The sequence below is a fragment of the Pandoraea sp. NPDC090278 genome, from assembly GCF_044772185.1.
In the GTDB taxonomy this organism is placed as follows: Bacteria; Pseudomonadota; Gammaproteobacteria; order Burkholderiales; family Burkholderiaceae; genus Pandoraea.
The window spans coordinates 1,799,498-1,824,331 of sequence record NZ_JBIVYJ010000001.1 but is presented as its reverse complement, the minus strand read 5'-3'; the positions used below and the strand labels follow the sequence as shown (position 1 = coordinate 1,824,331).

At 61.2% G+C, this 24,834-nt stretch carries 25 protein-coding genes and 1 tRNA gene; 20 read left to right on the top strand and 6 right to left on the bottom strand.

The window, feature by feature from the left end; translation table 11 throughout:
• The first annotated feature begins 143 nt into the window (after positions 1-143).
• Together ACIQWO_RS07815 and ACIQWO_RS07810 are read left to right on the top strand one after the other, a co-directional pair.
• The gene (locus tag ACIQWO_RS07815; RefSeq protein WP_402821428.1) at positions 144-1,208 is read left to right on the top strand and encodes a DctP family TRAP transporter solute-binding subunit; all 1,065 of its coding nucleotides are present in this window, start codon (positions 144-146) and stop codon (positions 1,206-1,208) included.
• A gap of 160 nt (positions 1,209-1,368) precedes the next feature.
• On the top strand, positions 1,369-1,842 hold the full coding sequence (locus tag ACIQWO_RS07810; RefSeq protein WP_402821912.1) for an acyl-CoA thioesterase: 474 nt from the start codon (positions 1,369-1,371) through the stop codon (positions 1,840-1,842).
• Position 1,843: 1 nt separating this feature from the next.
• Here the strand turns inward: ACIQWO_RS07810 and ACIQWO_RS07805 are convergent, their stop codons facing one another.
• Entirely contained in the window at positions 1,844-2,389 is a 546-nt protein-coding gene (locus ACIQWO_RS07805; protein ID WP_402821425.1) for a LuxR C-terminal-related transcriptional regulator, read from the bottom strand.
• 227 nt (positions 2,390-2,616) lie between these two features.
• On the opposite strand from ACIQWO_RS07805, the gene ACIQWO_RS07800 reads away from it, so the two are divergent.
• Positions 2,617-3,315, top strand: a complete 699-nt coding sequence (locus ACIQWO_RS07800; protein ID WP_402821422.1) for a CoA transferase subunit A — start codon at positions 2,617-2,619, stop codon at positions 3,313-3,315.
• 23 nt (positions 3,316-3,338) lie between these two features.
• Positions 3,339-3,977 carry a CoA transferase subunit B gene (locus ACIQWO_RS07795; protein WP_039397694.1) on the top strand — a complete coding sequence of 213 codons (639 nt, stop codon included), beginning with the start codon at positions 3,339-3,341 and terminating at the stop codon, positions 3,975-3,977.
• Between the two features lie 267 nt (positions 3,978-4,244).
• On the opposite strand, the gene ACIQWO_RS07790 is transcribed toward ACIQWO_RS07795, so the two are convergent.
• A complete protein-coding gene (locus tag ACIQWO_RS07790) occupies positions 4,245-5,036 on the bottom strand; it encodes a 3-hydroxybutyrate dehydrogenase (RefSeq protein WP_402821419.1) in 792 nt (263 codons plus the stop codon).
• Positions 5,037-5,200: 164 nt separating this feature from the next.
• On the opposite strand from ACIQWO_RS07790, the gene ACIQWO_RS07785 reads away from it, so the two are divergent.
• From ACIQWO_RS07785 to ACIQWO_RS07715, 15 genes are all read left to right on the top strand, one after another.
• The gene (locus ACIQWO_RS07785; RefSeq protein WP_402821416.1) at positions 5,201-6,079 is read left to right on the top strand and encodes an alpha/beta fold hydrolase; all 879 of its coding nucleotides are present in this window, start codon (positions 5,201-5,203) and stop codon (positions 6,077-6,079) included.
• Positions 6,080-6,145: 66 nt separating this feature from the next.
• Complete coding sequence (locus ACIQWO_RS07780) at positions 6,146-6,502, top strand: RidA family protein (RefSeq protein ID WP_039397700.1); 357 nt, start codon at positions 6,146-6,148, stop codon at positions 6,500-6,502.
• A 47-nt stretch (positions 6,503-6,549) separates the two neighbouring features.
• Positions 6,550-8,820, top strand: a complete 2,271-nt coding sequence (locus ACIQWO_RS07775) for a RelA/SpoT family protein (RefSeq protein WP_402821412.1) — start codon at positions 6,550-6,552, stop codon at positions 8,818-8,820.
• A gap of 182 nt (positions 8,821-9,002) precedes the next feature.
• A tRNA-Val gene (locus ACIQWO_RS07770) sits at positions 9,003-9,079 on the top strand.
• A 237-nt stretch (positions 9,080-9,316) separates the two neighbouring features.
• Complete coding sequence (thrS, locus tag ACIQWO_RS07765) at positions 9,317-11,224, top strand: threonine--tRNA ligase (protein WP_402821409.1); 1,908 nt, start codon at positions 9,317-9,319, stop codon at positions 11,222-11,224.
• Between the two features lie 52 nt (positions 11,225-11,276).
• Positions 11,277-11,795: a translation initiation factor IF-3 gene (infC, locus tag ACIQWO_RS07760; protein WP_402821909.1), complete on the top strand. Its 519-nt coding sequence runs from the start codon at positions 11,277-11,279 to the stop codon at positions 11,793-11,795.
• A gap of 179 nt (positions 11,796-11,974) precedes the next feature.
• Positions 11,975-12,172: a 50S ribosomal protein L35 gene (gene rpmI, locus ACIQWO_RS07755; RefSeq protein WP_010806049.1), complete on the top strand. Its 198-nt coding sequence runs from the start codon at positions 11,975-11,977 to the stop codon at positions 12,170-12,172.
• A 25-nt stretch (positions 12,173-12,197) separates the two neighbouring features.
• Positions 12,198-12,557 (top strand): 50S ribosomal protein L20, encoded by a 360-nt coding sequence (gene rplT, locus ACIQWO_RS07750; RefSeq protein ID WP_010806048.1) that lies wholly within the window; start codon positions 12,198-12,200, stop codon positions 12,555-12,557.
• Positions 12,558-12,706: 149 nt separating this feature from the next.
• Entirely contained in the window at positions 12,707-13,720 is a 1,014-nt protein-coding gene (pheS, locus tag ACIQWO_RS07745; protein WP_039397704.1) for a phenylalanine--tRNA ligase subunit alpha, read from the top strand.
• Positions 13,721-13,805: 85 nt separating this feature from the next.
• On the top strand, positions 13,806-16,244 hold the full coding sequence (gene pheT, locus ACIQWO_RS07740) for a phenylalanine--tRNA ligase subunit beta (RefSeq protein WP_402821397.1): 2,439 nt from the start codon (positions 13,806-13,808) through the stop codon (positions 16,242-16,244).
• Between the two features lie 64 nt (positions 16,245-16,308).
• Entirely contained in the window at positions 16,309-16,701 is a 393-nt protein-coding gene (locus tag ACIQWO_RS07735; RefSeq protein WP_039397708.1) for an integration host factor subunit alpha, read from the top strand.
• Positions 16,702-16,782: 81 nt separating this feature from the next.
• Entirely contained in the window at positions 16,783-17,178 is a 396-nt protein-coding gene (locus ACIQWO_RS07730; RefSeq protein ID WP_402821394.1) for a MerR family transcriptional regulator, read from the top strand.
• A gap of 314 nt (positions 17,179-17,492) precedes the next feature.
• A complete protein-coding gene (locus ACIQWO_RS07725; RefSeq protein WP_402821391.1) occupies positions 17,493-19,763 on the top strand; it encodes an EAL domain-containing protein in 2,271 nt (756 codons plus the stop codon).
• Positions 19,764-20,228: 465 nt separating this feature from the next.
• Positions 20,229-21,812 (top strand): diguanylate cyclase, encoded by a 1,584-nt coding sequence (locus ACIQWO_RS07720; protein WP_402821388.1) that lies wholly within the window; start codon positions 20,229-20,231, stop codon positions 21,810-21,812.
• 182 nt (positions 21,813-21,994) lie between these two features.
• Complete coding sequence (locus ACIQWO_RS07715; protein ID WP_402821385.1) at positions 21,995-22,228, top strand: hypothetical protein; 234 nt, start codon at positions 21,995-21,997, stop codon at positions 22,226-22,228.
• 120 nt (positions 22,229-22,348) lie between these two features.
• Here ACIQWO_RS07715 and ACIQWO_RS07710 read toward each other — a convergent pair whose 3' ends face one another.
• From ACIQWO_RS07710 to ACIQWO_RS07695, 4 genes are all read right to left on the bottom strand, one after another.
• Complete coding sequence (locus ACIQWO_RS07710) at positions 22,349-22,543, bottom strand: rubredoxin (protein ID WP_039397716.1); 195 nt, start codon at positions 22,541-22,543, stop codon at positions 22,349-22,351.
• Positions 22,544-22,749: 206 nt separating this feature from the next.
• Positions 22,750-23,040: a hypothetical protein gene (locus ACIQWO_RS07705; protein WP_402821381.1), complete on the bottom strand. Its 291-nt coding sequence runs from the start codon at positions 23,038-23,040 to the stop codon at positions 22,750-22,752.
• A gap of 387 nt (positions 23,041-23,427) precedes the next feature.
• The gene (locus tag ACIQWO_RS07700; RefSeq protein ID WP_402821378.1) at positions 23,428-23,754 is read right to left on the bottom strand and encodes a hypothetical protein; all 327 of its coding nucleotides are present in this window, start codon (positions 23,752-23,754) and stop codon (positions 23,428-23,430) included.
• A 100-nt stretch (positions 23,755-23,854) separates the two neighbouring features.
• Positions 23,855-24,265 carry a hypothetical protein gene (locus tag ACIQWO_RS07695; RefSeq protein WP_402821375.1) on the bottom strand — a complete coding sequence of 137 codons (411 nt, stop codon included), beginning with the start codon at positions 24,263-24,265 and terminating at the stop codon, positions 23,855-23,857.
• 335 nt (positions 24,266-24,600) lie between these two features.
• On the opposite strand from ACIQWO_RS07695, the gene ACIQWO_RS07690 reads away from it, so the two are divergent.
• A complete protein-coding gene (locus ACIQWO_RS07690; RefSeq protein ID WP_402821372.1) occupies positions 24,601-24,834 on the top strand; it encodes a DUF3717 domain-containing protein in 234 nt (77 codons plus the stop codon).

Genomic DNA, 24,834 nt, shown 5'->3' with positions numbered 1-24,834 from the left:
GGGATTGTCCGAGGCAGTCAGCGCAGTGGCGACGAGCGCATAATTTCCCGGCGCTCCAGAACGCTTTTTGACGTTCATGGACGCGCAGCGGATCACGAACGACGTCGCGTTGACGTCGGATCCCGAATCATCTCGAGGACAACATGCGTAATCAAGGCTGGCGGGGGCTCGTCGGAGTCGCGCTTGCCCTCGCCGCAATCGCGCTGCCAGTGGCCGCGCAACCTTACAAGGCCGAATACACGCTGTCGATCGTGCCCGATGGCGGCACACCGTGGGGCAAGGGCACGCAGCTCTGGGCGGACATGGTGCGCGAGCGCACGCAAGGGCGCATCAACATCCGGCTTCACCCTAACGCCACGCTGATGGGCGGTGATCAGACGCGCGAATTCACGGCGCTGCGTCAGGGCGTCATCGACATGGCTGTCGGTTCGACGATCAATTGGTCGTCGGCGATTCCCGAATTCAACGTCTTCTCGCTGCCATTCCTGCTGCGCGGGTATCGCTCGCTCGATGCGCTCACGCAGGGCGAAGTCGGCCGTGAACTCTTCCGTCGTGTGGAGGAGCAGGGCGTCGTGCCGCTGGCGTGGGGGGAGAACGGTTTTCGCCAGGTGACCAATTCGCGTCGCGCGATTCGCGCGCCGGAGGACATGAGAGGGCTGCGCTTTCGCGTCGTCGGCTCGCTCCTGTTCAACGACATCTTCACGGCGCTCGGCGCAGTGCCCACTCAGATGACGTGGGGTGAGGCCATACGCGCATTGCGAGCCCGCAAGATCGACGGTCAGGAAAATCCGATCACGATATTCAACAATGCGCGGCTCGATACCGTCGGGCAGCGCTATCTGACGGTATGGGATTACGTAGCCGACCCCATCGTCTTCGTCGTCAATCGTCAGGTGTGGGATAGCTGGTCGCCGCAGGATCGCGACATCGTGCGCGACGCCGCAGTGGAGGCCGCACGCTTCGAAGTCACGCTGGCCCGTGAGGATCTGCTCAGCAGTGGACAGGGCATGTGGGAAAACCTGGAGGCCCGCGGGGTGAAGGTCACACGACTGACCCCTGAGCAGCGCCAGCGCTTTGTCGATGCGACGCGGCCGGTCTACGTGAAGTGGAAGGCGCTTGTCGGGCGCGATCTGGTCGAAAAGGCCGAAGCGGCCGTCAGGGATGAGTCGATCAGCAGCAAGTCGGCATCCCCTGCAACTCGCAAGTAGGGCGTGGGATAGTCGGCATTGCCGGAGGTGGCGCGGTGCTTTGGGCGCTTCGGAATCTTCCGATACACGGTTCTCTCGCCATTCCTAAATGACGGCCGTCGAGGCGAATCTCGGCAGTCTGACGCGCGCCACGCCCCCCGAAGCGCTACACTTTATCCCCATGACGCCCTGTCAGTTCAAGGCAGGGCGTCGATTTTCATCATGGGGAATTGCAGTGTCGTCAGAGTACAAAGAAGTCTTTCGTATGAGCATGCCCATTCGCTGGGGCGATATGGACGCGTTCGGGCATGTCAATAACACCGTGTACTTTCGTTACATGGAGCAGGTGCGTATTTCGTGGCTGGAAACGCTGGACATCGCGTCGGAAGAGCGTGATACGGGCGAGGGCCCGGTCATCGTCAATGCCAACATGACGTTCCTGCGTCAATTGCGCTATCCCGGCGATATCGATTGCCGCATGTTTATCGGTGCACCGGGACGCAGCAGCATCGATACGCGCTTCGAACTGCGCCGTGCCGATACGCCGGACATTCTCGTGGCTGAAGGCAGCGCGAAAATCGTCTGGGTGAATTATCAGGCTGAGAAGTCGGTGCCGTTGCCGGAGGCCGTGCGCACGTTGGTCGCCGGGGGCTGATTCAGTTGCCCAGCAGACGTTGCACCAGTTCTGTTGCCGTGCCCGCGCCGTATTTCTGCATGAGACGGGCGCGGTAGATATCGACGGTTCGCGGGCTGATCTCAAGAATCTTGCCGATCTGCTTGCTTGTCTTGCCTTGCACCAATTGGGCGGCAATTTCGCGTTCACGGGCGGTCAGCGCGACAGCGACGCGGCGTGTGGCGGAGATGTCTTCGAAGGTCCAGAGGCCAGCGGCATGTGGATCCTTGACGTCGAGCGAACGGCCCGTAACGTGGCACCAGAACAATTCGCCGTTGGCGCGTCGCATGATGCGCTCGTCCGAATAGACGCCTTGCGTGCTCATGATGGGCGGAATGCGTTCGCCGATGCGCTCGAATTCCTTCGGTGACGGATACAGGACCTGGAAAGACTGGCCGATGAGCGTTTCGTGCGCGTAGCCGAAGATCCTGCCGAGTTGGCGGTTGCAATCCTCGATGATGCGCTGGCGCGAAATGACCAGACCGACGGGGGCGATGTGAAAGGCTGTCTGGTAATCGAACGTCGGCATTGGGGGAGATACGGATCCGGTCGGGTCTCGCGCGTGGGAGCTGCGTGTGGCGGCCCGGTACGCGGGAAGATATGTAATTTCACGTATTGTGCCCCATTTGCGTGCCACCGTAAGCTCTGAGATTGCATGAGGTGCGTGGTTCGCGGTGTTAGCGGACTGTCGCAAGCCTCGCAACGCGCGAGTGCGCGGCATAATTTCAATTCTCAACCGAGGGAAAGGGACAAACGATGAACAAGGTATACGCCAGCGCCAAGGAGGCGCTCGCCGGTGTCGTCGCAGACGGGCAAACGCTCGCCGTCGGTGGCTTCGGCCTGTGTGGCATTCCGGAGGCCCTGATCGCCGCATTGCGCGACTCGGGCGTCAAGGGGCTCACCTGCATCAGCAACAACGCCGGCGTCGATGGTTTCGGCCTCGGTCTGCTGCTTGAGACGCGTCAGATCAAGAAAATGATTTCGTCGTACGTGGGCGAGAACAAGGAGTTCGAGCGTCAGTATCTGGCGGGCGAACTCGAACTGGAATTCACGCCGCAGGGCACGCTGGCCGAGAAGCTGCGCGCTGGTGGCGCCGGTATCCCGGCATTCTTCACGAAGACGGGCGTGGGCACCGTGGTTGCCGAAGGTAAGGACACGCGCGAGTTCGACGGCGAGACGTACGTCATGGAGCGCTCGCTGCGCGCCGATGTGTCGCTGGTCAAGGCCGCCAAGGCCGACCGTGCAGGCAACCTCGTCTTCAATCGCACCGCCCGCAACTTCAATCCGATGGCCGCTATGGCTGGCAAGATCACCATCGTCGAAGTCGAAGAACTGGTAGAAACCGGTTCGATCGATCCGGACGACGTGCATCTGCCGGGGATCTTCGTTCAGCGCATTGTGCTGAACGCGCATCCGGAGAAACGCATCGAACAACGCACGGTACGTGCCAAGTAAGCGCCGAGATCAAGGAGATAACCATGGCATGGAATCGTGATGAAATGGCTGCGCGCGCGGCGCGAGAGCTCGAAGACGGCTTTTACGTGAACCTCGGCATTGGTTTGCCCACGCTGGTGGCGAACCATGTGCCGGACGGCATGGAAGTTTGGCTGCAATCGGAAAACGGCCTGCTCGGCATCGGTCCGTTCCCGACTGAAGACGAAGTCGACGCCGACATGATCAACGCTGGCAAGCAGACGGTGACGACGCTGCCGGGCTCGTCGATTTTCTCGTCGGCCGATTCGTTCGCGATGATTCGCGGCGGTCACATCAATCTGGCGATTCTCGGGGCGATGCAGGTTAGCGAAAAGGGCGACCTCGCGAACTGGATGATCCCCGGCAAGATGATCAAGGGCATGGGCGGTGCGATGGATCTCGTTGCTGGTGTCGGTCGCGTGGTCGTGCTCATGGAGCATGTGGCCAAGGGCGATGCGCATAAGATCCTCAAGGCCTGCGATCTGCCGCTCACCGGCGTGGGCGTGGTCAATCGCATCATCACCGACCTCGGTGTGATCGACATCACGCCGGATGGTCTGAAGGTCATCGAACTGGCACCGGGCGTGACGAAGGAAGAAATCTCGCAGAAGACCGGGGCACAGCTCGACACGAGCGCTGTCTGAGGTCAAACGATTGTCGCGGATGCCCGGCGGGTTGCCGGGCTGCAGCGGCATCGGCGACACCGGTTTGCTGAGGATGACCTGGGCCGTTGAACCCGGTCGTCGATGATGTAGGAAGTTGGACTATGCAAGGCAAAACGGGCGGAGAGTTTCTCCGCCCGTTTTGTTTTGATGATCGGCATTGTTGGCTAGCGGGTGAAATGCCGCGTCAATGCTGTCAGTGCGTTTGTCGCTGTCTTCGTCGCTGCTTTTGTCGCTGCTTTCGTCGCTTTACTGCGCAGTCCAGCCACCGTCCATGTTCCATGCGGCACCGCGCACTTGAGCGGCGGCATCGCTGCAAAGGAACACGGCGAGCGCCCCGAGCTGCTCGGGCGTGACGAACTCGCCGGAAGGTTGCTTCTCGCCGAGCAGCGAGCGCTTGGCTTCATCCCCTGACAGCTTGTCACGGGCGGCGCGGTCGTCCACCTGCTTTTGCACGAGCGGCGTGAGCACGAAGCCCGGGCAGATCGCGTTGGCTGTCACGCCGGTCTGCGCATTTTCCAGAGCCGTGACCTTCGTCAGGCCAACAATGCCGTGTTTGGCTGCGACATACGCCGACTTGCCCGCCGAGCCGACGAGTCCGTGGACCGACGCGATGTTGATGATGCGTCCCCAGTTGCGCGTGCGCATACCGGGCAAGGCAAGTCGCGTGGTGTGGAACGCGGACGTCAGGTTGATGGCGATGATCGCGTCCCATTTGTCCGTCGGAAAATCCTGAATTTCCGCGACGTGCTGAATGCCTGCGTTGTTGACCAGAATGTCTACGCCGCCGAACTCCGATTCGGCGTATTGCATCATCGCCTCGATCTCGCTTGCACGGCTCATGTCGGCACCGTGATAGCCGACCTGTGTGCCTGTATGGCCCGCCTTTGCTGCGGCCTCGGTAATGGCTTTGCGTGCTGCGTCTGCATCGCCGAAGCCATTCGTGATGAGGGTGGCGCCTTGTGCCGCGAGCGCCTGTGCCATGCCCAGACCGATGCCGCTGGTCGAGCCGGTCACGAGGGCGATTTTTCCTTTCAGCATTGCATCGTCTCCGTGCGGGAGGAGGGTGGGGGAGGAATACGATGTCGACGAGCGTGGCCCGCGAACTGCGGTTTGATGCGGCTCATGAGTGACCTCATTCTAGCTTACGGTTTGCGGCAAGCGCGGTAGAATTCGAGTCTGGAAACCGATCCGATGAGTCTGCCATGCCGAGTCACACGCCGCGTCTTTCGAACGTTCAGTGTCTGAGTCCTTCCGGACTGCATCGGATGGCCTATGCCGAGTGGGGCGATCCCGAGAACCCTCGTGTGTTGGTCTGTGTTCACGGGCTCACGCGCAGCGGTCGCGATTTTGACGCGCTGGCGAATGCGTTCGCAAACGACTACCGTGTGGTGTGCCCCGATGTGGTGGGGCGTGGCCAGTCGTCCTGGTTGCTGAACCCCGCGGGTTACGTTGTGCCGCAGTATGTTGCGGACATGGTGACGCTTATCGCCCGGCTTGGCGTCGCGACCGTCGACTGGTTCGGTACGTCGATGGGTGGCCTCATCGGCATGGGACTCGCGGGTCTGCCGGATACGCCGATTCGTAGCCTGTTGCTTAACGACGTAGGCCCGCATATCGATGCGCCAGCCCTCGCCCGCATCGGGCAGTATGTTGGTATCCCGAAGCGTTTTGCATCGATCGACGAAGGCGCAGATTACATCTGGTCGATCTCGTCGGCGTTCGGGCCGCATACTCGTCAGGAGTGGCTTGCGTTGAGCGAGCCGCTGCTCAAGGCGGATGGCGATGGCTATGTGCTGCGTTACGACCCGTCGATCGGGGCGGCCTTCTCGGCGGTGACGCCTGAGGCCATCGCGGCAGGAGAGGCCATGCTCTGGGCGTCGCTTGCCGCGTTCCCGGGGCGGACATTGATCGTGCGAGGTGAGCAGTCGGACCTGCTTTCGCGCACGACGCTCGACCAGATGCTGGCGCACGCGCAACACGCGCGCGCCGTTGAAATTCCCGGCGTGGGACACGCGCCGACCTTTGTGCATGCGGATCAGATCGAGATCGCACGCCGATTTTATGAGGGATATGCCGACTGAGACGCGTCAGTGCGACGTGGCGTGGCGGTAGGTCCAGAGTCAGAAGAACACGAGGAGTCTTACATCATGGCAGTACAACGTTTCTACGTCGAAAAGCGCTGGTCGGACATGGCTGTGCACAATGGCACCGTCTATCTGGCCGGTCAGACCCCTGATGATCGTTCGCAGGATATGGCGGGTCAGACGCGCCAGGTGCTCGCACACATCGACCGCCTGCTCGGCGAAGCGAACAGCGACAAGTCGCTCATTCTGTCCTGTCAGATCTTTATCTCGGACATGAAGTACTTCGGTGAAATGAATCAGGTGTGGGACGAGTGGGTGCCGGCAGGCAATGCGCCCCCGCGTGCTACGGTGCAGGCGTTGCTCGCCGACCCTGCCATGCTTGTTGAAATCGTGGTCGTGGCAGCTCAGCGCGAAAGCTGAGTGCACGACCCGCAACATCCGGGGCGCCGGTCGCCCCGTGTTCCGACATGAACCAACATCAAGCACCGACATCCACTGAGTCGCGTCCGACGCCGGGTGTGGGTGATGCATCACTGCCCGCTACTCTGGACGACGCACTCGCATTCGCCGCGACGCTTTGCGGCGAGCACGTCCTCTCGTCCGGCGAACCGATCATGGCGCACGCACGCGGCATGATCGCGATTCTCGACACGCTGCGCGTGGACGAGGCGACGCACCAGGCGGCGGCGCTCTTTTCGGCCGTCGAATTCCTCCCCGATCCACAAGTGACGTTGACGCAGAAGTTCGGTGCCGAAGTCGCCGCGCTCGTGATCGACGTGCGCAAGCTGCAACGGCTCTCGGGCGCTGGCGCGCGTGCCGCGCAAGCGATGCCGGTCGATGGTCGTGATCGCGACGCCATCGCGGAGCGTAAGTCGCAGGTCGAAGGGCTGCGCAAGATGTTGCTGGCGTTTGCACAGGACATTCGTGTCGTGATGATCCGGCTGGCGTCGCGTCTGCAATCGCTGCGCTGGTATGCGGCCGAGAAAAAGGCGCCGCCCGAAGATATGCCGCACGAGGTGCTGGAAATCTATGCGCCGCTGGCCAATCGGCTCGGTATCTGGCAGCTGAAGTGGGAGCTTGAAGACCTCGCGTTCCGTTTCCTGGAGCCGGTCACGTACAAGCAGATCGCCAAGCTGCTCGAAGAGAAGCGCGTCGAGCGTCAGACGTTTATCGAAGGGGCGATCCAGCGGCTTCAGGACGAGCTGTCGCTCGCGGGCGTCAAGGCCGAAGTGTCGGGGCGGCCGAAGCACATCTACAGCATCTGGAAGAAGATGCGCGGCAAGGCGGTCGATTTTGCCGAGCTTTACGATGTACGCGCGTTTCGTGTGATCGTCGACGACATCAAGGATTGCTACACGGTGCTGGGCATTGTCCATAACCTGTGGCAACCGATTCCGAAAGAATTCGACGACTACATTTCGCGGCCGAAGCCGAACGGCTACAAGTCGCTGCATACTGTCGTCATCGGCGACGACGGGCGTGCGTTCGAGGTGCAGATTCGCACGAACGAAATGCACCACTTCGCCGAGTACGGCATTGCGGCGCACTGGCGCTACAAGGAAGCCGGGCAACGGGGTTACGGCGGTGCGTTTTCGGCGAACGACGCTTACGACGAGAAGATCGCGTGGCTGCGTCAGTTACTTGCGTGGAAGGACGATGTCGCCGATACGGTGGGTGCCGAGGCTGCGGTACAGCCGTGGGAGCAGCTCAAGCGCGCGACGATCGACGACCACATCTATGTGCTCACGCCGCAGGCACGTGTGATTGCGCTGCCGCAAGGCGCGACGCCGGTCGACTTCGCTTATCACCTGCATTCGGAGCTGGGGCACCGGTGTCGCGGCGCGCGTGTCGACGGCGCGATGGTGCCGCTCAATACGCCTTTGCAAAACGGGCAGACGGTCGAGATCGTCACCGTCAAGCAGGGTGGTCCGTCGCGGGACTGGCTCAATTCGCAACTCGGGTATTTGCAGAGCCATCGGGCGCGCCAGAAGGTGCGTCAGTGGTTCAACACCATCGACCTCGAAGAGACGATTGCGCACGGTCGCACGATCATCGACAAGACGCTGCAACGCGAGGGCAAGACGTCCGTCAACCTTGAGGAGTTGGCGGCGCGTCTGGGTTTTCGCGCGCCGGACGATCTCTACGCGTCGATTGCCAAAGACGAATTCAGCCTGCGGCACGTCGAACAGGCGCTCTCGGGCAATCTGCCGGGGCCCGAGCCGAAGGACGACGACACGGTCGTCGCCAAGAAGAGTCTCGACACGAGCGTTGCGCAGGGGGCGAAGAGCGGTGTGCTGGTGGTGGGTGTCGGCGCCTTGCTGACGCAATTGGCCAAGTGCTGCCGCCCCGCACCGCCGGATCCGATTGTGGGTTTCGTCACCCGGGGCAAGGGCGTGTCGATTCACCGTCAGGATTGCAGTAGTTTCCAGTCGATGAAGACGCGCGCGCCGGAGCGGGTGATTCAGACGGCGTGGTCGTCCGACGTGCTCGAAGGGCGTGGCGTTGCGGCTTATCCGGTCAATATCCAGATCGAAGCGACGGATCGTCAGGGTTTGCTACGCGACATCTCCGAAGTGTTTTCGCGGGAGAAGCTCAACGTGACGGGCGTCAGCACGCAATCGCGTGGTGCGCAGGCGTTCATGCAGTTCACGGTCGAGGTGCGCGACGGTGGGCAGTTGCAGCGTGCGCTGGCGCAGTTGGATGGCGTGACGGGCGTGGTGTCGTCGCGCAGGCGTTGAAATGGCTGTTGGCGGTGGGCTCTCCCGGGGGGATTGCCCACGGCTCGCCGCAGGTAGTTCGACGTGTCCACTGACGTCGCGGCCCCGCGCGAAAGCCTTGATTGATGCGGTTTTTCGTCGGCAGGCACAATAATCGCTTGGCGATGTGCCGAAACCTTGCTAGAATCTCGTTCTCTTGCAGTAGGCTCGTAGCTCAGCTGGTTAGAGCACCACCTTGACATGGTGGGGGTCGTTGGTTCGAGTCCAATCGAGCCTACCAACGAAATTTAATGCATTACAGTCCGCGAAACCCCGCAGACACAGGCGCTGGAAAACACTCATGTTGAAGACTGCCCGAACTTTCACAGTGGTGAAGGTGCGACATTAAGTCGAGGGTGTTTTTCGTCTGGATGCAAGGAATGAAGAGACGGCCTCGACGACAGTCGAGGCCGTTTTTTTTCGTGGTTTGCCGCGTGGCGTGGGCCGCGCGTGACGTTTTTGCGCATGGGAGTGCGACATGATTTCGGTACGTTTGCCTGACGGTTCGCAACGCCAGTACGAAGCCCCGCTGACGGTGGCGCAAGTCGTCGGTTCGATCGGCGCGGGTCTGGCCAAGGCTGCCCTGGCGGGCCGCGTCGACGGCAAGCTGGTCGATACGTCCTATCTGATCGATCGCGACGTGAGTCTCGCCATCGTCACGGACAAGGACGCCGACGGCCTCGACGTCATTCGTCACTCGACCGCTCACTTGCTGGCGTATGCCGTCAAGGAGCTGTTCCCCGAGGCGCAGGTCACGATCGGTCCGGTCATCGAAAACGGCTTCTACTACGACTTTTCCTTCCATCGTGCTTTCACGCCGGAAGATCTCGAAGCCATCGAGAAGAAGATGCACGAGCTCGCCAAGAAGGACGAGCCGGTGACGCGCGAAGTGCTGTCGCGCGACGACGCTGTGCGTCTGTTCCTGTCGATGGGCGAGAAGTACAAGGCCGAAATCATCGAATCGATCCCGGCTACGGACGAAATCGGTCTGTACCGCGAAGGCAAGTTCGTCGATCTGTGCCGTGGTCCGCACGTCCCGTCGACGGGCAAGCTCAAAGTCTTCAAGCTGATGAAGGTGGCTGGCGCCTACTGGCGCGGCGACGCGAAGAACGAGCAGCTTCAGCGCATTTACGGCACGGCCTGGACGAAGAAGGAAGACCAGGACGCGTATCTGCACATGCTCGAAGAAGCCGAAAAGCGCGATCACCGCAAGCTCGGCCGCGCGCTCGACTTCTTCCATATGCAGGAAGAAGCGCCGGGTCTCATCTTCTGGCACCCGAAGGGCTGGACGCTCTGGCAGCAGGTCGAGCAATACATGCGCCGCGTCTACCGTAACAACGGCTACCAGGAAGTAAAGGGTCCGCAGATTCTCGACCGCTCGCTGTGGGAAAAGTCGGGACACTGGGAGAACTACAAGGACAACATGTTCACGACGGAATCGGAAAACCGTGCCTACGCACTCAAGCCGATGAACTGTCCGGGGCACGTCCTGATTTTCAACTCGGCGCTGCACAGCTACCGCGATCTGCCGCTGCGTTACGGCGAGTTCGGTCAGTGCCATCGTAATGAGCCGTCGGGTGGTCTGCATGGTCTGATGCGCGTGCGTGGCTTCACGCAGGACGACGGTCACATCTTCTGTACGGAAGACCAGATCCTCGACGAGTGCGTGAACTACACGGCGCTGCTGCACGCGGTCTATAAGGATTTCGGCTTCACGGACATGATTTACAAGGTCGCAACGCGCCCTGAGCATCGTGTCGGGTCGGACGAAAATTGGGATAAGGCCGAATTCGCGCTGATGGAATCGCTGCGCCGTTCGGGCTGCGAATTCGTGATCGCGGAGGGCGACGGCGCCTTCTACGGCCCGAAGATCGAGTACACGCTCAAGGATGCGCTCGGCCGTCAGTGGCAATGTGGCACGATGCAGGTCGATTTCTCGATGCCGGAGCGCCTGGACGCCGAGTATGTGGCCGAAGACAACAGCCGTAAGCGTCCGGTCATGCTTCACCGCGCAATCCTTGGCTCGCTGGAGCGTTTCATCGGGATTCTGATTGAGCACCATGCTGGTGCATTGCCTGTCTGGCTGGCGCCGGAGCAGGTGATCGTGATGAATGTCTCGGAAAAAACGGCCGATTACGCCCAGGAAGTGACGAAAAAGTTGAAAGAACAAGGGCTTAGGGCTCGGAGCGATTTGCGCAACGAGAAAATTAGCTATAAAATACGCGAGCACTCTCTGCAGAAAGTTCCCTATCTCGTGGTAGTGGGGGACAAAGAGCAGGAGGGAAGTACGGTAGCCGTGCGTGCCCGTGGCGGCGTGGATCTGGGTGTGATGCCCGTTGACGCGCTCATCGAACGTCTTGCGCAAGAATGCGCATCGTTCCAATAACGCCTGTCGGACAGCGCGGCTAAATTTTTGACTTTTTTCGAGGATAAGCAACATCGCTACCGATAAGTCGCATCGCATCAACGGCGAGATTACTGCGCCCGAAGTGCGTCTAACTGGCGTTGACAACGAGCCGCTTGGTATTGTGAAGCTGGCAGAGGCTTTCCGCCTGTCCGAAGAGGCTGACGTCGATCTGGTGGAAATTGCACCGACCGCGAATCCGCCGGTTTGCAAGCTGATGGACTACGGCAAATTCAAGTATTCGGAACAGAAGAAAGCGCACGAGAACAAGCAGAAGCAGCGGATTATCCAGACCAAGGAAGTCAAATTCCGACCTGGCACCGACGACGGTGACTACAACGTCAAGTTGCGCATGCTGAAGCGTTTCCTCGAAGACGGCGATAAGACCAAGATTACGCTGCGTTTCCGCGGTCGTGAGATGGCTCACCAGGAAATCGGCGCGCGTATGCTGGAGCGTCTGAAGTCCGATCTCGAAGAGTTCGGCCAGCCGGAACAGATGCCGAAGATGGAAGGCCGTCAGATGATCATGGTCATCGCGCCGAAGAAGAAATAATGCCGTGGCGGTGTCGAACGACGCCGCCGGGCAGCAAGGAATTGCCGCCGTCGCCTCATTAGGGGCACGGCAGTAATACAGGGTGCAGTTCGGCCCTGAAAATAAGTGGTCTCAGGTTCTAAAAGGGGCGCGATTTTGGCGTCACACCTGTGATCATGTTAAAAACCCTGGAGTTTTTCATGCCTAAGATGAAAACCAAGAGCGGTGCCAAGAAGCGCTTTCGCGTGCGTCCTGGCGGTACCGTCAAGCGTGGTCAGGCCTTCAAGCGTCACATTTTGACGAAGAAGACCACCAAGAATAAGCGTCACCTGCGCGGTGCCGTCGGCGTTCATGAGTCTGATCTGAACTCCGTACGCGCAATGCTGCCCTTCGCTTAAACCCCGACTTAGATAGGAGAGAAACATGCCTCGAGTCAAACGTGGGGTCACCGCACGGGCCCGCCATAAGAAAGTCATCGCAGCAGCCAAGGGTTTCCGCGGCCGCCGCAATAACGTCTTCCGCATCGCCAAGCAAGCGGTCATGCGCGCTGGGCAATACGCCTACCGCGATCGCCGTAACAAGAAGCGCGTGTTCCGCGCCTTGTGGATTGCGCGTATCAATGCAGGTGTGCGTCAGCACGGTATGACCTACAGCGTGTTCATCGCTGGTCTGAAGAAGGCCTCGATCGAACTCGACCGCAAGGTGCTGTCCGACATGGCCATCAACGACAAGCCGGCATTTGCCGCGATTGTCGCTCAGGTGAAAGCCGCCGTCGCAGCCTAAGCTGTAGTTAGCGTATAGCGCGTTTTATTGCGCGCCGTTCGCCAAGAGGGGGCTCTCATCGGAGCCCCCTTTTGTTTTTCGCTTGCCTTTCCGCTTGTTTTCGCTGGTACACGCGGCCATTCCGACCGCCTAACTTGAGTCTGTAGCATATGGATCTGGAACTTATCGTCAGCGAAGCGCAGCGTGCGTTCGCCGCCGCTCCCGACGCCGCCGCGCTGGAAAACGAGAAAGCCCGCTTTCTCGGCAAGACCGGCCAACTGACCGAGTTGCTCAAGGGCCTCGGCAAGCTTGATCCCGAAACGCGCAAGACCGAAGGCGCGCGGATCAACGCGGCCAAGCAACAGATCGAAGGCGCTCTGCAGGCGCGCCGCCAGGCCATGGCCGACGCGCTGCTCGATGCGCGCCTGTCCGCTGAGGCTATCGACGTCACGCTGCCCGGCCGAGGCCTGGGCGCTGGCAGTCTGCACCCCGTGCTCACCACCTGGGAGCGCGTTGAACAGATTTTCCGTTCCATCGGATTCGACGTGGCCGACGGCCCCGAGATCGAAACCGACTGGTTCAACTTCACTGCCCTGAACAGCCCCGAGAACCATCCGGCGCGTTCGATGCAGGACACCTTCTACGTCGAAGGCAATGACGATGCGGGCAAGCCGTTGCTGCTGCGCACGCACACGAGCCCGATGCAGGTGCGCTATGCGCGCATGAACAAGCCGCCGATCAAAGTGATCGCGCCGGGACGTACGTATCGTGTCGACTCCGATGCTACGCACTCGCCGATGTTCCACCAGGTCGAGGGCCTGTGGATCGCCGAAGACATCAGCTTCGCCGACCTGAAGGGCGTGTACACCGACTTCCTGCGCAAGTTCTTTGAGCGCGACGACATTCAGGTGCGTTTCCGCCCGTCGTACTTCCCGTTCACGGAGCCGTCCGCCGAAATCGATATGCAGTTCGAGACCGGCAAGAACGCCGGCAAGTGGCTGGAGATTTCGGGATCGGGGCAGGTGCACCCGTCAGTGGTCCGTAATATGGGTCTCGACCCCGAGCGCTACATCGGTTTCGCGTTTGGCTCCGGCCTGGAGCGTCTGACGATGCTGCGCTACGGCGTGCAGGACCTGCGTCTGTTCTATGAGAACGATCTGCGCTTCCTGCGCCAATTCATGTAATCGATGCCGGTAGCCCTGGCAGGCGCGCGAAGTCGCTGCCGCCGGGCTTTCGGAAGTGAAGACTTAACTGCGAGCGAACTGATCCATGCAATTCTCTGAATCGTGGCTGCGTACCCTGGTCGACCCGGATTTGTCGACGGACGCGTTGGCGCATGCCCTGACGATGTCCGGGCTCGAAGTCGAGGAAACCGATCCCGTCGCCCCGCCGTTTACCGGCGTGGTCGTGGCCAAGGTGCTCGAAGTCGCCCGTCACCCGGATGCCGACCGTCTGAACGTCTGCCAGGTCGATGCCGGTACTGGCGAGACGCTCACCATCGTGTGCGGCGCACCGAACGTGGCGCCGGGTATCAAGGTGCCTTGCGCTACCGTCGGTGCGGTTTTGCCGCCGGCCGAAGCGGGCGGTGCACCGTTCCAGATCAAGATCGGCAAGCTGCGTGGCGTGCAAAGCTTCGGCATGCTGTGCTCGGCCCGTGAGCTGAAGCTCTCGGAAGATCACGCCGGACTGATGATCCTGCCGGAAGACGCACCGGTCGGCATGAACATCCGTGAGTATCTCGATCTCGACGACACGGTTTTCGTCGTCAAGCTCACCCCGAACAAGGCTGACTGCTTGTCGCTGCTCGGCGTTGCCCGCGAAGTCGCGGCGATCACCGGTGCACCGCTCAAGGATTTGCCGGGGCAGGGCGCACAGACGTCGACCATCGCCGACACGCTGCCGGTGCGCATCAGCTCGCCGGACGGTTGCGGCCGCTTCGGTGGCCGCATCATCCGCAACGTGAACGCTGCGGCACCGTCGCCGCGCTGGATGGTGGAGCGCCTCGAGCGCGCCGGTCAGCGCAGCATCTCGGCGCTCGTCGACATCACCAACTATGTGATGCTCGAACTGGGTCAGCCGCTGCACGTCTATGATCTGAATCGTCTGCAAGGCGGGATCGACGTGCGCTTTGGCCGCGCGGGCGAGACGCTCAAGTTGCTCAACGAGCAGACGGTCACGCTTGACGAGACGACCCTCGCCATCACCGACGCCAGCGGCCCGATCGGCCTCGCGGGCATCATGGGCGGCGATTCGACGAAGGCAGGTCTCGAGACGCAAAACATCTTCCTCGAAGGTGCGTTCTTCTTCCCGCAAGCCATTCAGGGGCGTGCTCGCAAGTACAACTTCGCCAGCGATGCGTCGCACCGCTTCGAGCGCGGCGTCGACTTCGCTGGCAACGTGCGCGCGCTTGAGCGTGCCACGCAACTGGTCCTCGACATCTGCGGTGGTCAGGCCGGTCCGCTGGAAGACCAGGTCGCGAAGCTGCCCGAGCGTCAGCCGGTGAAGATGCGTGTGGCCCGTGCCGTCAAGATTCTTGGCGTGCCGGTCACCGAGCAGGAAATGAGCGCGATCTTCACGCGTCTTGGCCTGCCGTTCACGCTGACGGATGGCGTGTTCGAAGTCACGCCGCCGTCGTACCGTTTCGATATCGAGATCGAAGAGGATCTGATCGAAGAGATCGCACGCATTTACGGTTTCGACCGCATTCCGGCCAATCCGCCGGTGGCCGCGAGCGAAATGCGTCCGACGCAGGAAAGCCGTCGTTCGCAGCATGCCGTGCGCCACGCCGTGGCCGCGCGCGACTATCACGAGACCGTCGGTTTCAGCTTCGTCGACGTGGAATGGGAAGCCGACTTTGCGGGCAACGACAATCCGATAAAGTTGCTGAACCCGATTGCGAGTCACCTCGCCGTGATGCGCTCGACGCTCATCGGCAGCCTGATCGCGACGGCGCGTTACAACCTGAATCGCAAAGCATCGCGCGTTCGCGTGTTCGAAATCGGTCGCACCTATCACCGTGACAACACGGTGGCGTCCGGCGAACTGAGCGTGGGTGGGTATCGTCAGCCGCTGACCGTGGCGGCACTGGCTTACGGTCCCGTGCTCGAAGAGCAGTGGGGCGCGGCGGCGCGTCAGGTCGACTTCTTCGACGTGAAGGGCGACCTCGAAGCACTGCTGGCACCGCGCGCGGCGCGTTTTGTGAAGGCTGAGCATCCGGCGTTGCATCCGGGACGCAGCGCAGCGATCGAAGTGGACGGCAAGCGCGTCGGTTTCATCGGCGAGCTGCATCCGCGCTGGCAGCAGAAGTACGACCTGCCGCAGGCGCCGGTGCTGTTCGAGATCGAGGCAGAGGCACTGTTCGGTCGTGACGTCGCGAGCTACGAGGACATCTCGAAGTTCCCGCCGGTCACGCGTGACCTCGCATTGGTGGTCGATCAGGCACAGCCGGTTCAGGTGTTGCTCGATGCGATGCTGGCTGCGCGTCATGACGATCCGGCATGCAGCGTGGTGCAGTCGGTGCGCCTGTTCGACGAGTTCCGGCCCAAGGCGGGCGCGGCTTCGGGCTCCCTGGGAGCCCAGGACAAAAGCGTGGCGTTTCGTGTTACTCTGCAAGACCCCTCGGGTACGTTGCAGGACGAGACGGTCCAGGGCGCCATTAACGCACTGGTACAACGGGTAGAAGGGTTCGGCGCACGTTTGCGCGCTTAAAACTCAGTAAAAGAATCCGGGTGCGAGTGGGTTATCGCACTGTCATCGCCATCGCGTGGGACGTATGAACGAAATGAATCCTGGTGAATTTGAAGCCATGCTCGCGGCGCAGCGCATTGCGTTGGGTCGCGGCGAAGTGAACGAGGTCTCGACCGAGGCGCCGACGCTGACCAAGGCCGAACTGGCCGAGTTGCTGTTCGAGCATGTGGGTCTGAACAAGCGCGAAGCGAAGGATATGGTCGAAGCGTTCTTCGAGTCGATCCGCGACGCGCTCGAATCGGGCGACAGCGTCAAGCTCTCCGGCTTCGGTAACTTCCAGTTGCGCGACAAGCCGCAGCGCCCGGGTCGGAATCCGAAGACGGGCGAAGCGATTCCGATTGCCGCGCGCCGTGTCGTGACTTTCCACGCCAGCCAGAAGCTCAAGACGATGGTCGAGTCCGGCGTACTGAGCAAGTAATTCCCCCGGCCGCCGCATTCTGTGGCGGCCGTTGGTTTTTCGTCCGCAATTTAACCGTCGTCCCATTCCGCTAACGCCGCGATGGATCACGTTGCCTTGCCGCCGATTCCCGCCAAGCGTTACTTCACCATCGGTGAGGTCAGCGAGCTATGTGGTGTCAAACCGCATGTGCTGCGCTATTGGGAGCAAGAGTTTACGCAACTGCGTCCGGTCAAGCGACGCGGCAACCGGCGGTACTACCAACATCACGAAGTCCTGCTGATCCGGCGTATCCGGGAGCTGCTCTATGAGCAGGGCTTTACGATCAACGGTGCACGCAATCGTCTCGAAGCCGACACGCCGCGTGGCGCGCGCGCTTCGGGTGCCACTGGCGCTCAGGTGGATACGCCGAGCTCAGGCGAACCGGGCGACGCTGCACTCGATGTCGGCGATCTGCGTCGCCGTCTCGAATCCGTCATCGACCTGCTGAAGTCCTGAGCGGTCCCCGCACTTCCGATCTCCCGCTTCACCACCGCCCGCCCGACTTCGGGATTCTCCTAATACGGCGGTGGCCGAAACTTCCGTAATCCGAGATATGGCACGCTGCAAGGCGGGGGCGCGCTCGTCTGGCCGGATGAACTCCATACATCCCCGGATTGAGACGACGCGGAACGACTTCCGGGGGCGCTGGGATTGCCTTACACTTGCCGGAAACTATGACGCCCGTCAGCGGCGTCCCTGGATCCTCTTGAAAACCGGGCCAACACCGACCTTTTCGCGCGGGGGCGCGAAGGCTGAAAGGATCTCGACCTATGGCGGAACCGAGCATGACGGGAGCGCGACGCGGGCGTTGGGCGACTTCCTATCGCTCTATCGTCGCAATCCTGATTTTCGGTTTTCTGATCCTTGTCCTTCTGTGGACAGCGGTGCTTTGGCGCATCTCTATCGAGCACAAAGCCATTCTGCGCGACACGGCGGCCTCCGCCTCGACCGTCGCGACAGCGCTTGAACAACAGACGCTGCGCGCGATTCGCCAGGTCGACCAGATCACCCGCTTCGTGAAATACGAGTACGAGCGCCGCCACGGCGACTTCGATCTGAAGCAGACGCTGACCGAGGGGATTGTCGCCGAACGCTTCATGGTGCTCGTGAGCGTGACCGATGCCAACGGCATCGTGGTGGCCGCCACGATGCCGGGCGGCGCGGGCGTGAGCATCGCCGATCGCGAGCATTTCCGTGTGCATCTCGACGACGAGAGCGATGGCCTCTACATCAGCCATCCGGTATTCGGACGTGTGTCGCGCAAGTGGGTGCTCCAGTTCAGCCGTCGCCTGAATCATCCTGACGGCTCTTTCGCGGGCGTTGTCGTCGTCTCGCAGGAGCCAAGTTACTTTACCTCCGACTTTTATACGAATGCCGTGCTTGGCCAGTACGGCCAGATCGCAGTGATTGCCGACGACGGCGCGCTGCTCGCGCGCAGTACCGGGGCGAGCGTTGCCATCACCGGCACCGGCGAGTTGCCGCCGTTCACGGCAGAGCAACGCAGCTCCGGTGTGCAGCGCGATCCGATCGATGGCGTCGAGCGCATCGTCGCATATCGGCATTTGCGCGACTATCCGTTAGCCGTGCAGGTGGGATTGTCGATGGACGAGGAATTGTCCGAATATCGTCACGTGGAACGCGTCTATCTGACGATGGCGACGTTTATCTCGGTGGCGCTTGTCGTCTTCTTCGCGCTCATTGCGTACCTGATGCAGCGTCTGATTGGCCGTGATCAGCAGCTCACGCGCCTGATCTCATACGACGCGCTGACTGGCCTGCCGAATCGTTACGCGCTAATGGAGTCGCTGCGCCGGGCATTGTCCGCACCTGATCAGCTCGGTAAGGTCGCGCTGCTGCACATCGATCTCGATAACTTCAAGAGCGTGAACGACACGCTCGGTCATTCGCAGGGCGACGAAATCATCCGTCAGGTCTCGGAGCGGTTCATTCCGCGCATGCCAGTCGGGGCGATGCTCGCGCGCTTCGCGGGCGACGAGTTCATGGTGTTGCTCGAAGGGGACGGTGCACCCGATCAGGCCGAACCGCTGGGGGAGACACTGCTGGCTGCGCTCAAGTCGCCGATGGTGGCCGACGGCACGTCGTTCGCGTTGCACGCCAGCATCGGGGTGACGTTCTGGTCGCAGCCGGAAGAGACCGAGGCGGATCTCATCAAGAAAGCGGATCTGGCCATGTATGCCGCGAAAGAGGCGGGCAAGAGCGTCGTGCGAGTCTATTCGCAGCAAATGACGCATCAGGCGCACCAGCTTGTCGTGTGGGAGCGTCAGATGGAGCAGGCGCTGGCCAATGGCGAGTTCTTCCTGGCCTATCAGCCGATCATCTCGCTAGGCAGCGATTGCGTCTGTGGCATGGAAGCGCTGATTCGCTGGCGTCATCCGGAGCGCGGCATTCTCAGCGCGGGCGAGTTCATTCCGCTGGCGGAGACGACCGGGCAAATCGTGGCCATCGGCGAATTCGCGCTCACGCAAGCCTGTCGCCAACTCGTGGCATGGCGCGGTACACCGATGGGGGCGTTGCGATTGGCGGTGAATGTCTCGTCCGTGCAGTTCTGGCGAGGTGACATCGGCGAACTCGTTGAGCGTCTCGTGAAGGAGTACGCGATCGAGCCTCATCGTCTGGAACTGGAAATCACCGAATCGGTGATGGTGAAGAACCCGGCGCTTGTGGAAATGAAGATCGAGCAGTTCAAACGCGCGGGTTTGCGCATTGCACTGGACGATTTCGGCACGGGCTACTCGTCGTTGTCCTATCTGACGCGCTTCCCCGTCGATACGCTCAAGGTCGACCGATCGTTTGTCGAATCGATTCCCGATTCGTCACGGTCGTGTCTCATGATTTCGAACATCGTCAATATTGCGCGCTCGCTGGGCATCGATCTGATTGTCGAAGGGGTGGAAAACGAGCGTCAGCTCGATTGGCTTCGTCATTTTGTACCGCTCAGTGCACAGGGCTATTTGTTTTCCCGGCCGGTAGAAATCGAACAGCTGGATTTGCTAATTGCCCGATTCGGTATTTGCCAATAAAGGCGACGTAATTGAGAAACACAAAAACGAGCTAGTTAATAGGTTAAATAGCTATGCATAATAAATCGGCTATCAGATGGTTTTCGTACGGCAGGATCGTCGGAGTACTATAGAATCATCGAGTTCTCGCGATGATTCCGAAACGCATGAACGGATGGCCGTGCGCCCCAACCGGCAGTAGACCGGGGTAGGGAGCGCGGGCTGTCAACGGCCTGCCATTGTTGGGGTAGACAATGGCGTGGCAGCAGGGATCCGAAGGCGCGGGGCGCGACAAGCCGAGGGTCGGGAAACGAGGGAAAGAGTTTGACGCGCAGACCAGAATTGGCGGGAATTCGCTGGCACAACGAATGCCGGTCGCGACCAGAAGTTCTGTCCGGGGAAAAGACAGAAGCGCGATGTCGATTGAAGCGGGAACTTTGCCAACGTAACAAGTGAAAAATATTAGAACGAGCGTTTGATTTTCGGATGAGGATAAGGCATTGGCTTTATGCCGCCTGTGTCTCGGTCGGCGTGCTGGTCGCCTGCTGGGTTGCGGCGGACCGCACTGCCACGTCGCTGGTGGGCGATAAGCTTGCGCAAAGCGTCGACGCCGGGCAAATCGTTGCCGACCGCGTCGCCGACGGCATGGTGCACGCCATCAACACGGATTTGTCGATGGTGCGCGCGATTCCGTCGACGCTGGCCGATGTCGACTTGCTGCGCGATGTCGTGCCCGCAGTGGGTGGCAAACCGGCTGCGGCGGATGTCGTCGAGCGCGCGAACGAATTCCTGCGCGGCGCACAAAGCTACTTCGGCGTCGACCGCGTGTGGGTGATCGACGCGAGCGGCGTGTGTGTCGCCGCCAGCAACTACCGGGATACCCCGTCACCGCTCGGCGAATCTGTGGCCGACATGCCCTATGTCACGAACGCGCTGCTCGGCGACCGTTTCGAGCGCTACGCGTCGGGTTGGGAGCGTCAGGCGCCGGGGCTTTATTTCAGCGCGCCGATGTACCGCGACGGATTGCTGATCGGTGTGATCATGACCAAGATCGGGCTGACCCGTCTGCGCCACTGGGTCGGCAGCGGCGAGTCGTTCGTGACGGACGGCAACGGCGTCGTCATCATGGCCAACGACCCGCGCTTCGAAAACAGCTTCATGATCGACGGCAAGCTCGGATCGCTCCCCGACGCCGAGCGGCAAGCGCTTTATCAGCGCAACGATTTCGCGCGCATGCCGATTTCGCAATTCAAACGTGCGCCGGGCCGCTCGAACGCCTGGGTGCCGCAGGAGTTGCTGGACCGGATGTCGGAGTTCAACGATCTGCGCAAGCCGTTCGTGATTTCGTCGCGCCCGAGCGCGAGCAACGATCTGATCGTCTACGCGGTGGAGGGTGTCGATGCGTGGGACGCCCTCACGCGTCAGCACGCCAAGGATCTAGCGCTGTGCTTCCTGCTGTATCTGGGGGGCGCGATCATCGTGGCGCTGGTCGCTTGGACGTATTGGCGCGAGCGGACGCAGCACCATGAGATGCGTCAGTCGAACGAGGAGTTGCGCGCGGCGAACAACCAATTGGCGTTCGAAGCCAGCTACGACGAACTCACGGGTAGCCTGACCCGTCGTTACTTCTTCCATCGCTTCGAACAACTGCTGGAGGCCGCGCAGCGCAAGAACGAGCCGATGAGTCTCATCGTCGCCGATCTCGACCACTTCAAGACCATCAACGACACCTATGGACACGCCATTGGCGACCAGGTGCTGTGTCGTTTCGTGCTGGTGTGCTCGTCGACGTTGCGTGGCGACGACCTGATCGGACGCATCGGCGGCGAGGAGTTCGCCATCTTGCTGCCGGGCGCGAGCGAACGCGATGCGCTGCGCGTGGCCGATCGGATTCGCGAGCGTTGCAAGCGCGAATCGGTCGAAGGGAGCGAGCCGCCGCTGCAATTCTCCGCGAGCTTCGGCATTACGGAGTGGCAGGATTCGGATTCGCCGATGAACATAGTCGAGCGCGCAGACATGGCGTTGTATCGTGCCAAGCGCGCCGGGCGCGACCGTTGCTGGGTGTTCTGAAGGCCAGATTTCGTCGGCGTTACCAATGTCACGTTTGGTAACTAAAGAGCGTGCACGCATCCCGCATTTCGCGGGAACTCCCCTGTCTAACGAATCAAGCAGGTGTGAACCGATCGATGTTGGATTGACGACATCGGTCGCCGTCGCACCGGATTCCATCGATTCGTGCGGGAGAGATCATCGTGAAACGCAGACTGATGTTGGCAGGCGGCGCTGCCGTCGCCATGTTGCTGGGAGGTTGCGTGGCGGTGCCGTATGGCGCGCCTGTATATGGCGGCGCATATGACAACGGATACGCTTATGCCCCGGGCTACTACGCGCCGGGTTACGCAGTCGCACCGGCACCGGTCGTGACGGTGGGCGTGGGCGGGTATTACGGCGGGGGCTACTACCGTGGCTGGCGTGGCCGCGGTTGAGGCCGTGGATGGGGATGGCACCACTAATGCCGTTGCAGTGCGCTGAAACGGCGGGTGTTGCACCGTCTCCCCAGTCGAATGACCCGGTTGCGGCTTAACGCTGCCACCGGGCTTTCGGCTTCAGAACTCCGACAGCGCGAAGTCTTCTTTGGACACGTCACATTCCGGGCAACGCCAATCGGCAGGCACATCAGCCCAGCGGGTGCCGGGGGCGAGGCCGTCGTCCGGTGCGCCTTCGGCTTCGTTGTAGATCCAGCCGCAAATCAGGCAGATCCAGCTCTTGAATTCAGTCGGGGTGTCCAGCGTGGTGGTCATGATCTTGGGTCAACAGGGAAAACTTGCGCGACCCGCATTGTAAGGCACGCGCACGACAACGTCCCGCTCGGGCGCACGCGTTGGCGCACGAACTTAATCCAGATCAATCGGAAAGCACCGGGATAGCCGACGCGTTGGCGGTCGACAGAGGCTGGGCAAGCGGATACACAAGGGGCGTGCGCCGGCGGGGGCCGGCGCAGCAGGCGTTACCAGTGAATCTGGTTAAGGAAGATGGGGGCCATCTGCGCCAGCGAGTTCAGGAGGGACATGGCGGTGTCGCGGTGCGACACTTCCTTCCACAAGCGGCTTTCCTTGACCACACGGTCACGGTCCTCGGATGTTTTGACGTCCGGCTCGCGCAGACGGTTGATCAGATCGATCACCGAGGCACGGTCGACGGTTTCGGTCACCGAGTGGCGTGCTAGCAGCTCATCCAGATGCACGCGCTCGGCTTCGGTCACAGGGTCGTTCACGGACGGCTTGTCGGATTGGGTCATACGAGATGTTCTCCCCAAAAGTCACTGAAAAGATGCATTGCGACGCGTCGCATGACTCCATCATAGGCCGATTCACTTAGGCTGCGAACCCTCTGCGTCCACTCCGAGCCCCCTCGTTGCTCACTCTGCGACCCCGTAGTCGACGCCGTCCGATCGCGTGTCAAACCCGTGACGTTTCCGCACAGAAGCGGCGCAAAACGTCAAGCGCAAAAAATTTGTCCAATGCTGATGCCGAAACGGGCAATCCTCTTGACAGCGTGTAACGACGGGCGTTTCGAGGGGGTGGTGTCAGGTTATCCAGTGGGTTATCCACAGAAGTTGTGGGTAACTTAAGGGGGACGATGCGGATCTCGGCAGGTGTCATTGCCGTGACCCGCACGTGAACTGTCATCGCAGCAGCGGACGAAGCATGAGCAGCGCGAAGAACAGCGCGACGCCGACCGGCAGCAATCCCGTAAAGAACGCAGGCCACGGCGCGCGTCCACGACGACGAGCGCCGAACGAGGAGATCAGTCCTGCGCAAAGGCATAGCACGCCGACGCCCCAAGTGGGATTCGGGCTCTTGAGCACCCAGGCAACCGCTGCGAGCAGCCCAACCCACGCCAGCGGAATGGCGCCCGGCGGGGGCGGCTTCACGTCGGCTGCCGGTTTGTTGCGGGCGTTACCCGTGGCGTTGGCGGAGGTCTTCTGGGGCTCGGGAATCTTGGCGGACATTGCGTATTGGGAGAATCAGGAAGCGCGAGGGCGACGTGCGGAAACACATGCACAACCGACGCGCGAAAGTCGCAGCATAACAAACGCGGCGGCCCGTCGCTCAGGACGTCGCGCCGTGCAAGGTCAGTGCCCCCGGATGACGCGACGGTGCATGCACACCAGCGGCGGGGGCGTCGACATACCAGACGGAGGTCGAGTCAACGTCGCGCGTCGGTGCGAACGCTGGCGGGGTCGCGCAGCGATCGTCCAGATCGACGTACTGTTTGTGCGGTGTGCGCACGCGCGAGATGAAGACGAAGGCCCTCGCTGCGCCCGAAACGTCACGTGCTGCTTCGTTCGGTACGGCCCGGACGGCGACGCAAGGCTGGTGAAACGCATCGGCGGGTTTCGCGGTGGCCGGTGGCATCGATTGCGCATGGACGTGCGGGGCGGCCATCGTGGCCAGCAGACCGATCGCCAGCAGCGTGAGCCATCGGAGGATGTCTGCGCGACGCCGTCTCTCGTGATCCAAGGGACAAACGCGCGTGCAGGGTGTGACGTGTCTCGGCGGCATGATGGGCTCCGTCGGGGCAATCGTGAGGGGGCGCGTTGCGAACGGCAGGGACGTTGCGCGGCGTTTCCTCTGCCTTAAGCCAATATCGTGCCGGAGTTGCTAAGTGGATGATTTTGCGTGGATTGTTGGCGCGCGTTAGCGGCACGACATCCGATGTCGAGCATCAAGTGTTGCAGTTCCGAAACGTGCGCCTGAGAATTGACGTCAATGGGTCCGGGATGGGGCCATTCTCCGACTCTTCGAATACTGTATATAATTACAGTATTCCACTCCACGGCGAGACACGACATCTCATGAAAGCCAACTATTCCATCGCCGACATCGAGCAGGCGATCAACTACTGGACCAGTCATCAGGCCGCAGACAGCAACCTGTCGTTGTGTCCGGCAGCGCGCGTGTTGGCGAACATCTACGGCGAGATGATCTATCGTCGCGAGACGAGCGTTTCGGCCGATGCGCTCAACGGCGAGCAGAGCCAGGCCATCGAAACGGCCCTGCATCAGATGGAATTGGGGCTGGCGCCTTGA